Source organism: Actinacidiphila epipremni (genome assembly GCF_012034175.1).
GTDB classification, from domain to species: Bacteria; Actinomycetota; Actinomycetes; order Streptomycetales; family Streptomycetaceae; genus Actinacidiphila; species Actinacidiphila epipremni.
The window spans coordinates 312,857-324,738 of sequence record NZ_JAATEJ010000002.1; the positions used below are offsets into that span (position 1 = coordinate 312,857).

At 73.2% G+C, this 11,882-nt stretch carries 12 protein-coding genes; 5 read left to right on the forward strand and 7 right to left on the reverse strand.

What is annotated here, in order from left to right; translation table 11 throughout:
- Positions 1 to 253 precede the first annotated feature (253 nt).
- Positions 254 to 1,081 carry a phosphatase PAP2 family protein gene (locus HCN08_RS04215; RefSeq protein ID WP_240969749.1) on the forward strand — a complete coding sequence of 276 codons (828 nt, stop codon included), beginning with the start codon at positions 254 to 256 and terminating at the stop codon, positions 1,079 to 1,081.
- A gap of 69 nt (positions 1,082 to 1,150) precedes the next feature.
- On the forward strand, positions 1,151 to 2,716 hold the full coding sequence (gene hutH, locus HCN08_RS04220) for a histidine ammonia-lyase (RefSeq protein ID WP_167981471.1): 1,566 nt from the start codon (positions 1,151 to 1,153) through the stop codon (positions 2,714 to 2,716).
- Between the two features lie 107 nt (positions 2,717 to 2,823).
- Here hutH and HCN08_RS04225 read toward each other — a convergent pair whose 3' ends face one another.
- Positions 2,824 to 3,087: a hypothetical protein gene (locus tag HCN08_RS04225; protein WP_322974218.1), complete on the reverse strand. Its 264-nt coding sequence runs from the start codon at positions 3,085 to 3,087 to the stop codon at positions 2,824 to 2,826.
- A 305-nt stretch (positions 3,088 to 3,392) separates the two neighbouring features.
- On the opposite strand from HCN08_RS04225, the gene HCN08_RS04230 reads away from it, so the two are divergent.
- Entirely contained in the window at positions 3,393 to 4,763 is a 1,371-nt protein-coding gene (locus tag HCN08_RS04230; protein ID WP_322974219.1) for a L,D-transpeptidase, read from the forward strand.
- 116 nt (positions 4,764 to 4,879) lie between these two features.
- Here the strand turns inward: HCN08_RS04230 and HCN08_RS04235 are convergent, their stop codons facing one another.
- Complete coding sequence (locus tag HCN08_RS04235; RefSeq protein WP_167981665.1) at positions 4,880 to 6,055, reverse strand: ROK family transcriptional regulator; 1,176 nt, start codon at positions 6,053 to 6,055, stop codon at positions 4,880 to 4,882.
- A 378-nt stretch (positions 6,056 to 6,433) separates the two neighbouring features.
- Complete coding sequence (xylB, locus tag HCN08_RS04240) at positions 6,434 to 7,867, reverse strand: xylulokinase (RefSeq protein WP_167981474.1); 1,434 nt, start codon at positions 7,865 to 7,867, stop codon at positions 6,434 to 6,436.
- Between the two features lie 102 nt (positions 7,868 to 7,969).
- Between xylB and xylA the strand changes: the two genes are divergently transcribed.
- The gene (gene xylA, locus HCN08_RS04245) at positions 7,970 to 9,151 is read left to right on the forward strand and encodes a xylose isomerase (RefSeq protein WP_167981475.1); all 1,182 of its coding nucleotides are present in this window, start codon (positions 7,970 to 7,972) and stop codon (positions 9,149 to 9,151) included.
- An 84-nt stretch (positions 9,152 to 9,235) separates the two neighbouring features.
- On the opposite strand, the gene HCN08_RS04250 is transcribed toward xylA, so the two are convergent.
- Both HCN08_RS04250 and HCN08_RS04255 read right to left on the reverse strand, forming a co-directional pair.
- A complete protein-coding gene (locus HCN08_RS04250; protein ID WP_167981476.1) occupies positions 9,236 to 9,745 on the reverse strand; it encodes an RICIN domain-containing protein in 510 nt (169 codons plus the stop codon).
- A gap of 147 nt (positions 9,746 to 9,892) precedes the next feature.
- The gene (locus HCN08_RS04255) at positions 9,893 to 10,276 is read right to left on the reverse strand and encodes a VOC family protein (RefSeq protein WP_167981477.1); all 384 of its coding nucleotides are present in this window, start codon (positions 10,274 to 10,276) and stop codon (positions 9,893 to 9,895) included.
- A gap of 106 nt (positions 10,277 to 10,382) precedes the next feature.
- Here HCN08_RS04255 and HCN08_RS04260 point away from each other — a divergent pair, with 106 nt between their 5' ends.
- Positions 10,383 to 10,988, forward strand: a complete 606-nt coding sequence (locus HCN08_RS04260; RefSeq protein WP_167981478.1) for a dihydrofolate reductase family protein — start codon at positions 10,383 to 10,385, stop codon at positions 10,986 to 10,988.
- Here HCN08_RS04260 and HCN08_RS04265 read toward each other — a convergent pair.
- Together HCN08_RS04265 and HCN08_RS36045 are read right to left on the reverse strand one after the other, a co-directional pair.
- On the reverse strand, positions 10,982 to 11,416 hold the full coding sequence (locus HCN08_RS04265) for a cytidine/deoxycytidylate deaminase family protein (RefSeq protein ID WP_167981479.1): 435 nt from the start codon (positions 11,414 to 11,416) through the stop codon (positions 10,982 to 10,984). The genes HCN08_RS04260 and HCN08_RS04265 overlap by 7 nt on opposite strands.
- Before the next feature lie 168 nt (positions 11,417 to 11,584).
- Positions 11,585 to 11,749, reverse strand: coding sequence for a DUF397 domain-containing protein (locus HCN08_RS36045; RefSeq protein WP_206318321.1), 165 nt, complete (start codon positions 11,747 to 11,749; stop codon positions 11,585 to 11,587).
- Positions 11,750 to 11,882: the final 133 nt, after the last annotated feature.

Consider the following 11,882-nt stretch of genomic DNA (forward strand, 5'->3'; position numbering starts at 1 on the left):
TCACCACCTTGCGCGTTTCTTGCGGTGCTCGTTCGGTGTGTTGCGACGGCCGGGGCACCACGGGACGTTCGCACACGCCGTGCGCCCGGCTGGGGAAGGTTGAGCCGGATTCGGGTGGGATTCACCTCACCGACATATCGGCGTCGCTTTGGGAGGATGGCCGCAGCGGTCGGACTGGCGTCGGCTCCGGGGGGCAGGCGGAGGGGACAGGTCGGCGTCGAGACGGATCGACGGAGTTGACAGGGGCTGCTGCATGGGGATGGGGAGTGCGTCGACACCGGCGATCGGCACGCGGAGGCTCTTCCCGGGACCCCGGCTGCCACTGCCGCCGGACCGGCTCCCCGCGCTGCTGCCCGAACTCGCCCTGCTGGTCGCGGTCAACGCGATCTACAAGTACGGGCGCAAGGTCGCCAACGGCCACACCGAGGAGGCCTTCCACCACGCCGAGCACGTCTGGTCCTTCGAGCGCGGGGTGCACCTGCCGAGCGAGCACGGCCTGCAACAGGCGCTGCTGCACAGCCACACGCTGGTGCATGCCGCCAACTGGATATACGCCACCGTCCACTTCCCGGCGATGGTGGTCTTCCTCGGCTGGATGTTCGCCCGCAAGCGCGCGCACTACCTATGGATACGCCGGGCGATCGTCATCCAGACGATGCTCGCCCTGATCGGCCATCTGTTCTTCCCGCTGGCCCCGCCGCGCATGCTGCCCGGCCACGGCATGGTCGACACCGCCGCGGTCTACGGCCCGGCCGTCTACGGCAAGCCCGAGGACCACTCGATGGCCAACCAGTTCGCCGCGATGCCCTCGCTGCACGTCGGCTGGGCGCTGGCCATAGCGGTCGGGCTGATCGCCGCGTACCGCTCGCGCTGGCGCTGGCTGTGGCTGCTGCACCCGCTGGTGACGATGCTCGTCGTGGTCGGCACCGCCAACCACTACTGGCTGGACTGCATCGTGGGCTGCGCGCTGCTCGGCCTCGCCCTCGCGATCATCCCCGGCCCCGAGCCCGAACCCGACCCCGGCACGCCCGCCGGCCGGCACTGGGCCTGGCCGCTCAGGGGCCGGGAGGCCGCGCGCTGAACGGCGCGGGCAGGCATGGCCGCACCCCCCTCGTGACAGCTCACGATTCAGTGCTTAGGGTGCGTGAATATGGATATGCAGACCGTGGTCATCGGCCCCGAAGGGGCCACCGCCGAGGACGTGCTCGCCGTCGCGCGGGGCGGCGCGCGGGTGGAGCTGGGGGCCGGCGCGGAGGAGGGGATGGCCGCGGCCCGGGCCGTCGTGGACGCGCTGGCCGCCCGGCCCGAGCCCGTCTACGGCGTCTCCACCGGCTTCGGCGCGCTCGCCGTCCGGCACATCAGCCCGGAGCTGCGGGCGCAGTTGCAGCGCTCGCTGGTGCGCTCGCACGCCGCCGGGATGGGCCCGCGGGTGGAGGACGAGGTCGTCCGCGCGCTGATGCTCCTGCGGCTGAAGACCCTCGCCTCGGGCCGTACCGGGGTACGGCCGGTCGTCGCCCGCACGATGGCCGCGCTGCTCAACGCCCGCATCACGCCGGTCGTCCACGAGTACGGCAGCCTCGGCTGCTCCGGCGACCTCGCGCCGCTCGCGCACTGCGCGCAGGTGCTCATGGGCGAGGGCGAGGCCGCCGGCCCCGACGGTGCGGTGCGGCCGGCCGCGGAACTGCTCGCCGAGCACGGCATCGAGCCGGTCGAGCTGCGGGAGAAGGAGGGCCTGGCCCTCATCAACGGCACCGACGGCATGCTCGGCATGCTGGTCATGGCCTGCGCCGACCTCGCCGCCCTCTTCACCGCCGCCGACGTCACCGCCGCGCTCACCCTCGAAGCGCTGCTGGGCACCGAGAAGGTGCTCGCGCCCGAGCTGCACGCGATCCGCCCGCACCCGGGCCAGGCCGCGAGCGCGGCGAACATGCGCAAGGTGCTGGCCGGCTCCGGCCTGACCGGCCACCACCAGGACGACGCCCCGCGCGTGCAGGACGCCTACTCCGTACGCTGCGCCCCGCAGGTCGCCGGCGCCGGCCGGGACACCCTCGACCACGCCCGGCTGGTCGCCGCGCGCGAGCTGGCCGCGGCGGTGGACAACCCGGTGGTCATCGTCGAGGACGACGGCGGCCGGGTGGAGTCCAACGGCAACTTCCACGGCGCCCCGGTCGGCTACGTGCTGGACTTCCTCGCCATCGCCGCCGCCGACCTCGCCTCCATCGCCGAGCGGCGCACCGACCGGCTGCTGGACAAGAACCGCTCGCACGGCCTGCCGCCCTTCCTCGCCGACGACCCCGGCGTGGACTCCGGGCTGATGATCGCGCAGTACACGCAGGCGGCGCTGGTCAGCGAGCTCAAGCGGCTCGCGGTGCCGGCCTCGGTCGACTCGATCCCGTCCTCGGCGATGCAGGAGGACCATGTCTCGATGGGCTGGTCGGCCGCGCGCAAGCTGCGTACCGCGGTGGACGCGCTCGCGCGGGTCGTCGCGGTGGAGATGGTCGCGGCGACCCGGGCGCTGGAGATCAGGACGTTCGCCGGCACCGCCGCGCGGCCCGCGCCCGCGACCGCCGCGGTGCTCGCCGCGGTCCGGGAGGCGGGCGTGCCGGGCCCCGGCCGCGACCGCTTCCTCGCGCCGGACCTGGAGGCGGCCTACGCCTTCGTACGGTCCGGCGGGCTGGTCCGCGCCGCCGAGACGGTCACCGGGGCGCTGGCGTGAGGGCGTGAAGCCGTGAACGGCGTGACGGCGTGAGGGCGTAGGAAAGCGGTACGGGTACGGGCCCGCGGGGAGCGGACCCGTACCCGTATGCGTGCAGAGTGCAGCGCCTAGAGCGCCGGCGTGGTCCCGGACCGGCGGGAGCGCCGGGCGGCGTCGACCAGCAGGCCGGCGCCGAACACGAGGAAGGCGGAGCCGCCGATCAGATACGGCTTGGTGTCGATGCTGCCGGTGTCCGCGAGGTCGCCGTCCTTGGCCTGCCCGGCGTCCGCCGCGGCGGAGTGCGCGGCGGCTGCCGGGGCGTGCTCGGGGCTGGCGCTCGCGGACGGGACGAAGTACACGGCGGCAAGGACGGAGGCGGCGGCTGCGACCACGTAAGGGCGGGGCGAGGCCAAGGGAACCCCCAGATTTTGCGACGGTGGCACCCGATCGTAGTGACCCCGGCCACCCCTTGGGAAGCCGCCTCCCCCGCGCCGCGGCCCGCACTCCCCCGGCCGGCCGCGTACCCCCGCCGTACGGTCGCCCCCCGTACCCGCGCGGAGACGGAACGTATCGCCCATGGTGGGATGGACCACACTTATGAGCGAAAAGGGCGATTTGCCCCGGCGTGGCTGTTTCCATGGAGCGGAAGAAGCCCGCGGTACGTCCGTGGGGGACCACTGCCGCATTGGAGAGCCGCGTGACGACGCCGCCCGAGAACGGATCCGCACCCACCAAGCACCCCAGGATCACCCGACGCCGCACCGCGATCGCGGCTGCCGCCGTGGTGGTGGGCGGCGCGGTCGCCCTGACCGCGTGCGGCGGGATCGGGTCCCACACGGACGGCAAGGCGGCGAGCTCGTCCTCGCCGACCGCCGCCGCCTCCGCCACCACCAGCACGCCCGGCCCGACCCAGACGCCCTCCGCGACCAGCCAGGCCGGCGCGGACGCCGCCGCCGCCAAGCACACCTCGGCCGCGAAGATCACCATCACCCCGCGGTCCGGCTCCACCGGCGCCAAGGTGAGCGGCGCGGTCAAGGTCACCGTCAGCGGCGGCACGCTGACCTCGGTCACGATGAAGACCAAGGACACCGGCAAGGCCGTCGCCGGCAAGCTGTCGGCGGACAAGAAGACCTGGACGCCGTCCGGCTCGCTCGCGCACAGCACCGAATACGCGGTCGCCGCCGCGGCCGTCGACGGCAAGGGCCAGCCCGCCGCCGCGACCGCGAGCTTCGCCACCGCCGCGCCCACCCCGGCCACCTTCACCGGCTACTACACGCCGGAGAACGGCTCCGTCGTCGGCGTCGGCATGCCCGTGTCGATCAACTTCGACCACGCGATAGCCCAGAAGGACCGGGCCGCCGTGCAGCGCGGCGTCACGATGACCTCCACCAGCGGCCAGCAGATCGTCGGCCACTGGTTCAGCAGCAAGCGGCTGGACCTGCGCCCGCAGACGTACTGGGTGCCCGGCTCGCACGTCACCATGACGCTGAACTGGAAGGGCGTCGAGGGCGCGCCCGGCGTGCACGGCACGCAGCACAAGACGGTGAGCTTCGACATCGGCCGCTCGCAGGTCTCCACGGTCGACACCGCCACGCACATGATGACCGTCGTGCGCGACGGCCAGGTGATCCGGACGATCCCGATCTCGGCGGGCGGCCCGGACCACACCACGTACGACGGCAAGATGGTCATCGAGGAGAAGGACCAGACGACGCGCATGAACGGCGCGACGGTCGGCTTCACCGACGACGACGGCAAGGGCGAGTACGACATCCCCGACGTCCCGCACGCGATGCGGCTGAGCAACTCCGGCACGTTCATCCACGGCAACTACTGGAGCGACCCGTCCGTCTTCGGCAACGCCAACACCAGCCACGGCTGCATCGGCCTGGAGGACCTCAAGGGCGGCGGCGACCCGACGACGGACGCCGCGTGGTTCTACGACAACTCGCTGATCGGCGATGTCGTGCAGGTCGTGAACTCGCCGGACAAGGTGATCCAGCCCAGCAACGGGCTCAACGGCTGGAACATGACGTGGAGCCAGTGGGTGGCCGGCTCGGCGGTGTGAGCGTGGCGCTGCGCGGCTCGGGGCGGTGAGCTGCGCTCGGCCCGGGGCGGTGCGCATGGCTCGGGGCTGTGCGCATGGCTCGGGCTGTGCGCATGGCTCGGGGCGGTGAGCTGCGGCTAGCTTCCGGTGCCGGAGGCCGGGTCCGCCGCCTGGTCGGTGAGGTTGCGGATCCACGCCGCGGGGTCGTCCAGCACGGTACGCACCGAGCTGTAGGCGGCCCCGCGCAGCACGCCGTCATGGCCGAGCCGGGAGATCAGCACGTCCTGGGCCCGCCAGCGGCGGTCCGTGACGCGGACGGCGAGCTCGCGGCGCACGCCCGGCAGCAGCCAGGGCGCGAGGTCCGCGAGCGGGCCGCCGACCACGACGGCCTGCGGGTCGAGCAGGTTGACCGCACCGCTGAGGGCTATGCCCAGGGCGGCGCCTGCCTCCTCCAGCGCACGCAGTGCCGAGGGGTCGCCTGCGACGGCCGCCGCCTTCAGGGCCGCGCCCCGCCCGGTCGTCACACCCGCGGCCCGCAGCAGCGCCTCCTCGCCAGCGTAGGTCTCCAGGCAGCCGGTCGCACCGCACGAGCAGCGCGGCCCCTCCGGCCGTACCGGCACATGGCCGAGCTCGCCCGCGAAGCCGCGCGCCCCGCGGAAGAGCCGGCCCTCGACGACGAGGGCGGCGCCGATGCCGATCTCGGCGCTGACGTGCACGAAGTCGGTGAGGCGGCCGTCGTGGCCGCCGAGCCACAGCTCGGCCAGGGCGCCGAGGTTGGCCTCGTTCTCCACCGCGGTGTCCAGGTCCTGGCCGCCGAACGCCGCGGCGAGCGGGACGTCCTCCCAGCCGAGGTTGGGGGCGCGCAGGACGGTGCCGTGGTCGGGGCCGATCAGTCCGGGTACGGCGACGGTGGTGCGGACCGGGGTGAGGCCCGCCGCCGCGGCCTGCGCGATGACGTCGCCGGTGAGCGCGGCGAGCTCGGCCAGTACGGCGTCGGCGCCGCGGCCCCGGTTGGCCGCGGGCCGCTCGGCCCGCACCCGCACCCGGCCGCGCAGGTCCACCGCGCACGCGGCCAGGTGGTCCACGCCGATCTCGGCGCCGATGCCGGCCGGGCCGGACTCCGTGAGGGCCAGCACGGTGCCGGGGCGGCCGACGGTACCGGGGCGCTGCGCGCCCTGCTCCTCGACGAGGCCGGCCGCGAGCAGTTCGTCCACGAGGGTCGAGACGGTGGCCCGCGTGAGGCCGACCTCCGCGGCGACGGCCGCGCGCGTCACGCTCTCCCCCGCGGCGAGCGCTCCCATGACCAGCGCCATGTTCCGCCGCCGGAGCCCGGCCTGGGCGCCGGTGCCTCTACTCACGCTGTCCTCCGGTCGCCTCTACGGTCGGGTCCCCCGCGCCTCGCGCCGCGTTCCCGCCTGCCACTGCATTCTGTCTGAGGCCCTGCCCCTCCACCCTGCCCCGTCCTGCCACACCGGGACCTCCCCCCGGTGGTGGGTCGCGACGCGACCGCAAGGGGCACCCCGAGGCGTCAGGGGCGCGGGGAACGGCGCGACCAGCCACCCACCGGCGGACGGTCGCGTGTCTACCGCAAGTGGCACCCCCGGGCGTAGGGGCGCGGGGAACGGCGCGATCAGCCGCCCACCGGCGGATGGTCGCGCGGCGCGCCGCAAGGGGCAGCTCGTGGCGTCCTCCTACGCCCCGGCCAGCGGCAGCGTGGTCGTCAGGCGTTCGAGGGTCGCGTCGTCGCGGCGGAGGGCCGGGAGGGTGCGGCCCTCCGTGGTGGACCAGCGGTGGGCGATGGCGTGCGGGGCCTCACCCGTAAGGACAGCCGCAGCCTGGACCGCCGCGCCGAGGGCGACAAGTTCACCGGCCGCCGGGACCTGGACCGGCCGCCCGGACAAGCGGCGTACCGTGTCGAGCCACGCCGCCCCGCGCGAGCCACCGCCGATGACGAGCAGCGGCTCGTCGGAGGGCGCCGCCCCGTCCACCGCCAGCACCTGCTCCAGCGCCGCCATCAGCGCGAAGACCGCCCCGTCGTACGCCCCCTGGAGCACCTGCCCGGCGGTCGTGTCGTGCCGCAGGCCGGTGAGCAGCCCGGTGGCGTACGGCAGGTTCGGCGTGCGCTCGCCGTCGAGGAAGGGCAGGAAGGCCACCGAGCCGCCGGGCTCGACGTCCGCCCGGTCCCGCCCGAGCAGCGCGGCGACCTTGTCCACGGCCAGCGTGCAGTTCAGCGTGCAGGCCAGCGGCAGCCAGCCGCCGTCCGCGGCGGCGAACCCGGCGACGACGCCGCTCGGGTCGGTCGGCCGCTGCCGCGACACCGCGTAGACCGTGCCGGACGTGCCGAGGCTGAGCGCCGCCCGCCCCGGTGTGAGGCCGAGCCCCAGGGCCGCGGCGGCGTTGTCGCCGGTGCCGGGCGCGACGACCGCGCCGGCCCGCAGCGGCAGCCCGTCCCGTACCGTACCGGCGCGGTCGGTGGGCCCGAGGACGGTGGGCAGCAGCGCGGGGTCGAGGCCGACGGAGTCCAGGAGCGCGTCGTCGTAGCTCTCGGTGTCCGAGCGCCACCACCCGGTGCCGGAGGCGTCGCCGCGGTCGGTGACGCCCGCGCCGGACAGCCGCTCGGTGAGGAAGTCGTGCGGCAGCCGTACCGCCCGGGCGGCAGCCGCGGTCGCCGGCTCGTGCTCCATGAGCCAGGCCCACTTCGTGACGGTGAAGCTCGCCCCGGGCACGGAGCCGAAGCGCTGCGCCCAGTGCCCGGCGCCGTACTTCTCGACGAGCGCGGCGGCCTGCGGCGCGGACCGTACGTCGTTCCACAGCATCGCCGGCCGCACCGGGCGGCCCTCGGCGTCCAGCACGACCAGCCCGTGCTGCTGCCCGCCGACCGATATGGCCTCCGCGCGGCCCGCCCACTCACCCGTCTGGCTCAGCGCGTCCTGCAGCGCGGTCCACCACACCTCGGGGTCGGTCTCCCGCCCGGCCCCGGTGCTGACGGTGTGCCGCGCCTGCCCGGAGGCGAGTACGGCCCCGGTCTCGACGTCGACGGCCAGCACCTTCGTGGACTGCGTGGAACTGTCGACACCGAGGACGACCGCCCCGGCGGCTGCGTCCTCCGCCCCGTTGTGCGCCATGTGATTCCTGTCCCTTCCCGAGCCCGTCGCGAGCTGCCACTTCCCATCATCGGCCTTGCATACTAATTTGTTCAACAGTCTGACGAATAGGAGCGAGCCCTCATGACTTCCGAGACGAACCTCACCCCGGGGCCCGAGCACAAGTTCACCTTCGGCCTCTGGACGGTCGGCTGGCAGGGCCGCGACCCGTTCGGCGAGGCCACCCGCACCGCGCTGGACCCGGTCGAGTCCGTCAACCGGCTCGCCGAGCTCGGCGCGTACGGCGTGACCTTCCACGACGACGACCTGATCCCCTTCGGGTCGTCCGACGCCGAGCGTGACGCCATCATCAAGCGCTTCCGCGCCGCCCTCGACGCGACGGGCCTGGTCGTCCCGATGGCGACCACCAACCTCTTCACGCACCCGGTCTTCAAGGACGGCGGCTTCACCGCCAACGACCGCGACGTACGCCGCTACGCGCTGCGCAAGACGATGCGCAACATCGACCTCGCCGTCGAGCTGGGCGCGAAGACGTACGTGGCGTGGGGCGGGCGCGAGGGCGCGGAGTCCGGCGCGGCCAAGGACGTGCGGGTGGCGCTGGACCGCTTCAAGGAGGCGTTCGACCTGCTCGGCGAGTACGTCACCGAGAAGGGCTACGACATCCGGTTCGCGATCGAGCCGAAGCCGAACGAGCCGCGCGGCGACATCCTGCTCCCGACCATCGGCCACGCGCTGGCCTTCATCAACTCCCTGGAGCGCCCCGAGCTCGTCGGCCTCAACCCCGAGGTCGGCCACGAGCAGATGGCCGGGCTCAACTTCCCGCACGGCATCGCGCAGGCGCTGTGGCACGGCAAGCTCTTCCACATCGACCTCAACGGCCAGACCGGCATCAAGTACGACCAGGACCTGCGCTTCGGCGCGGGTGACCTGCGGTCGGCGTTCTGGCTGGTGGACCTGCTGGAGACGGCCGGTTACGAGGGCCCGCGGCACTTCGACTTCAAGCCGCCGCGGACCGAGGACTTCGACGGCGTGTGGGCGTCGGCGGCCGGCTGCATGCGCAACTACCTGATCCTCAAGGACCGCGCCGCCGCCTTCCGCGCCGACCCGGCCGTCCAGGAGGCGCTGCGCGCCGCCCGCCTCGACGAGCTCGCCCAGCCCACGGTCGCTCCCGGTGAGGGCCTGGCCGGCCTGCTGGCCGACGCGTCCGCCTTCGAGGACTTCGACGTCGAGGCCGCCGCGCAGCGCGGGATGGCCTTCGAGGCCCTGGACCAGCTCGCCATGGACCACCTCCTCGGCGTCCGCTGACCCCGCCTCCCCCGCACGCCCCTGCACGCCCCGCGCCCCGCCGGACCTGCCCGGCGGGGCGCGGGGTTACCCGGCTCCGGTGGCTCAGACCGCGAAGAAGCTCTGGTACGTGCTCACGTTGCAGGTGTTGTGCCGCAGCCCGGCGCTCACGCTGTCGTCGACGCACAGCCCGGTGTGCACGTTCATCAGGGACAGGGTGCCGTCGTCCCACGGCAGCAGATCCCAGCGCTGGTAGTCCGAGGAGTTGCAGGTGTTGTGCCGCAGGCCGGTACTGACGCTGTCGTCGACGCACAACCCGGTGTGCACGTTCTTGATGGTCACCGAGCCGTCGGACTGCGCGGTGAAGGTGAAGTCCTGGTAATTGGCGCCGTTGCAGGTGTTGTGCCGCAGCCCGGCGGTCGCGCTGTCGTCGATGCAGAGCGCGTCCTGCTGGTTCTGCAGCGCCCTGGTCGCAGAGGTGGCGGTGACCACGGCCTGCGCCCGAGCCGCGTGCGTGTCGCCCGCCCCCGCGGCGGCGCCGGCGGGCGACACGGCCGCCCCCAGTGCGAACGTGGTCCCCGCCGCCACCCCGACCAGGGCGTATCGGATCCTCATGGCGTTCCCCCCTCATGATCGCGGCCCCGACGCCACGGTGACGTCGGTGGCCCACGACCACAGGGTGGTTGCCGGCGGCGCACACTGTCGTTGACAGCGGGTGCACATCACTTGACGACCGGTGCCCCGTCCGGCCCTGCGGCCCCGTCAGCGGTGGCTCAGGACGTTGACGACGCGGCCGTTCGGGTCGCAGGCGAAGAAGCGGCGGACGCCCCATTCCTCGTCCTGGAGCGGGTGCACGATTTCCGCGCCGCTCGCGCGTACGGCCGCGTACACCGCGTCCACGTCGTCCACCTCGACGCTCATGTCGGGGACGACCGGCGCGGTCTTGTCCTCGCTCATGACGCTGATCTGGGCGGTGGGGGCGGACGGTGAGGCGAGGGTCGTGATCCAGCCGAGGTTCATGACCTCCTCGAACCCCAGCAGCCCGTAGAACTCCCGGCTCTCCCGCGCGGCCTGCCCGGGCTGCTCGGCCTGCCCGGCCTTCTCGGCCCGCGAACGGATGTTGGGCACGACACGGCGTACGGCCATCGACGACTCCTCAGTACGAACCTTCGCCGTCTGCGAGGGGTACGGCATCCGGCCGATGAGTTTCCGGCCGCCGTGCCGTCTACCCCCACGACGAAGGGAGCGCACCATGCGCAGGATCAACGTTTGCACGTTTCTCACGCTGGACGGCGTCATGCAGGCGCCGGGCGGGCCGGACGAGGACCCCGAGAGCGGGTTCGAGCACGGCGGCTGGCAGAAGCAGGTGTCCGACGAGGAGGTGGGCGCGGCCGTCGGCAGCTGGTACGAGGGCGCCGACGCGATGCTGCTCGGCCGCAAGACGTACGAGATCTTCGCCTCCTACTGGCCGACCGCCGACCCCGACAACCCGTTCACCGCCCGGATGAACGGCATGCGCAAGTACGTGGCGTCCCGCACCCTGACCTCCCTGGAGTGGCAGAACTCCACGCTGCTGGAGGGCGACACGGTCGACGCCGTGCGCAAGCTGAAGGCGACCGACGGCGCGGACATCAACGTCGTGGGCAGCGGCGACCTCGCCCAGACCCTCATGCGGCACGGCCTGGTCGACGAATACCGGCTGACCGTCCACCCGGTCGTCATCGGCTCCGGCAAACGCCTCTTCGCCTCCGGCGCGATCCCCACCGCCCTGGACCCGGTGAGCGTCACGGCGACGAAGGGCGGCACGGTCATCGCCGTCCTCCGCCCGAACGGCACGCCGGCGTACGACAGTTACTGAAGCTCGCGCCGGGTCTGCTCAGTGTCGAGCTGGTGGTCGGCCCAGATATAGCTCTCGGGCAGCAGGTCCGTGATGGAGACGGCCCGGAGGCGGTCGCCCGTCCCGACGATGACCTTCAGGGCAGGGAAGTAGTCGAGCAGGACCTGACGGCACCGTCCGCACGGGGGAACGACCCCACGCTCGCGGTCCCCCACGGCGACGACCGTGTCCAGCTCGTAGGCGCCCTGGGCGGCTGCCGTGCCGAGGAGAACCAGCTCGGCGCAGGGGCCGCCGGTGAAGTGGTACGCATTCACCGCGGTGACGATCCGCCCGTCCCGGGCACGGGCTGCCGCCGCCACGGTGTGGTTGTCGCCCCGGCACCGACTACGCGCCACATGGGCCGCGGCCTGGACGAGCTCATGGTCGACATGGCGGGTCTGCGTGGTCATCTTCTCTGCCTTCGTGAGGTGTCAGGCGACGGTGGCCCGCGTGGCGATGGCGCGCAAGCGAATATCGGCTGTGCGCTTGCTCCGCCGGACGACGTAGCGGCGGACCATGCTGCCCTGCTCCCTGCGGCCGGCGTGGTCAGACTCCAGGTGGAGAACGGAGGCGGCGCACTAGAACGTGCCGAACGCGCCTGCGCGCACCGACGCCACGAACGCCCGCCACTCCGCGGGCGCGAACCGCAACCCAGGCCCGCGCGGGTCCGTGGAGTCGCGGGCGCCTGCAAGGTCCTGACCGCCCGTCAGGCCGCCGGCCTGGTATTTATGCGATGACGCCAATATTGGCGCTCCCGCATGGACGGCCCACTCACGCCACTCGTAGCGACCGCATCGGGGTCATTCGTGGTACAAGGTCACGTCACCGACGTCTTCGAAGCACCGGAAGGGGAAGGGCTGGTGGAGATCACGGAGG

Bases quoted from the DNA above. Each gene is read 5' to 3' on its own strand.
- HCN08_RS04215 (WP_240969749.1), top strand. From the start codon at position 254: ATGGGGATGGGGAGTGCGTCGACACCGGCGATCGGCACGCGGAGGCTC.
- hutH (WP_167981471.1), top strand. From the start codon at position 1,151: ATGGATATGCAGACCGTGGTCATCGGCCCCGAAGGGGCCACCGCCGAG.
- HCN08_RS04235 (WP_167981665.1), bottom strand. From the start codon at position 6,055: ATGGCGCTGGTCATGGGAGCGCTCGCCGCGGGGGAGAGCGTGACGCGC.
- xylB (WP_167981474.1), bottom strand. From the start codon at position 7,867: ATGGCGCACAACGGGGCGGAGGACGCAGCCGCCGGGGCGGTCGTCCTC.
- xylA (WP_167981475.1), top strand. From the start codon at position 7,970: ATGACTTCCGAGACGAACCTCACCCCGGGGCCCGAGCACAAGTTCACC.
- HCN08_RS04250 (WP_167981476.1), bottom strand. From the start codon at position 9,745: ATGAGGATCCGATACGCCCTGGTCGGGGTGGCGGCGGGGACCACGTTC.
- HCN08_RS04255 (WP_167981477.1), bottom strand. From the start codon at position 10,276: ATGGCCGTACGCCGTGTCGTGCCCAACATCCGTTCGCGGGCCGAGAAG.
- HCN08_RS04260 (WP_167981478.1), top strand. From the start codon at position 10,383: ATGCGCAGGATCAACGTTTGCACGTTTCTCACGCTGGACGGCGTCATG.
- HCN08_RS04265 (WP_167981479.1), bottom strand. From the start codon at position 11,416: ATGACCACGCAGACCCGCCATGTCGACCATGAGCTCGTCCAGGCCGCG.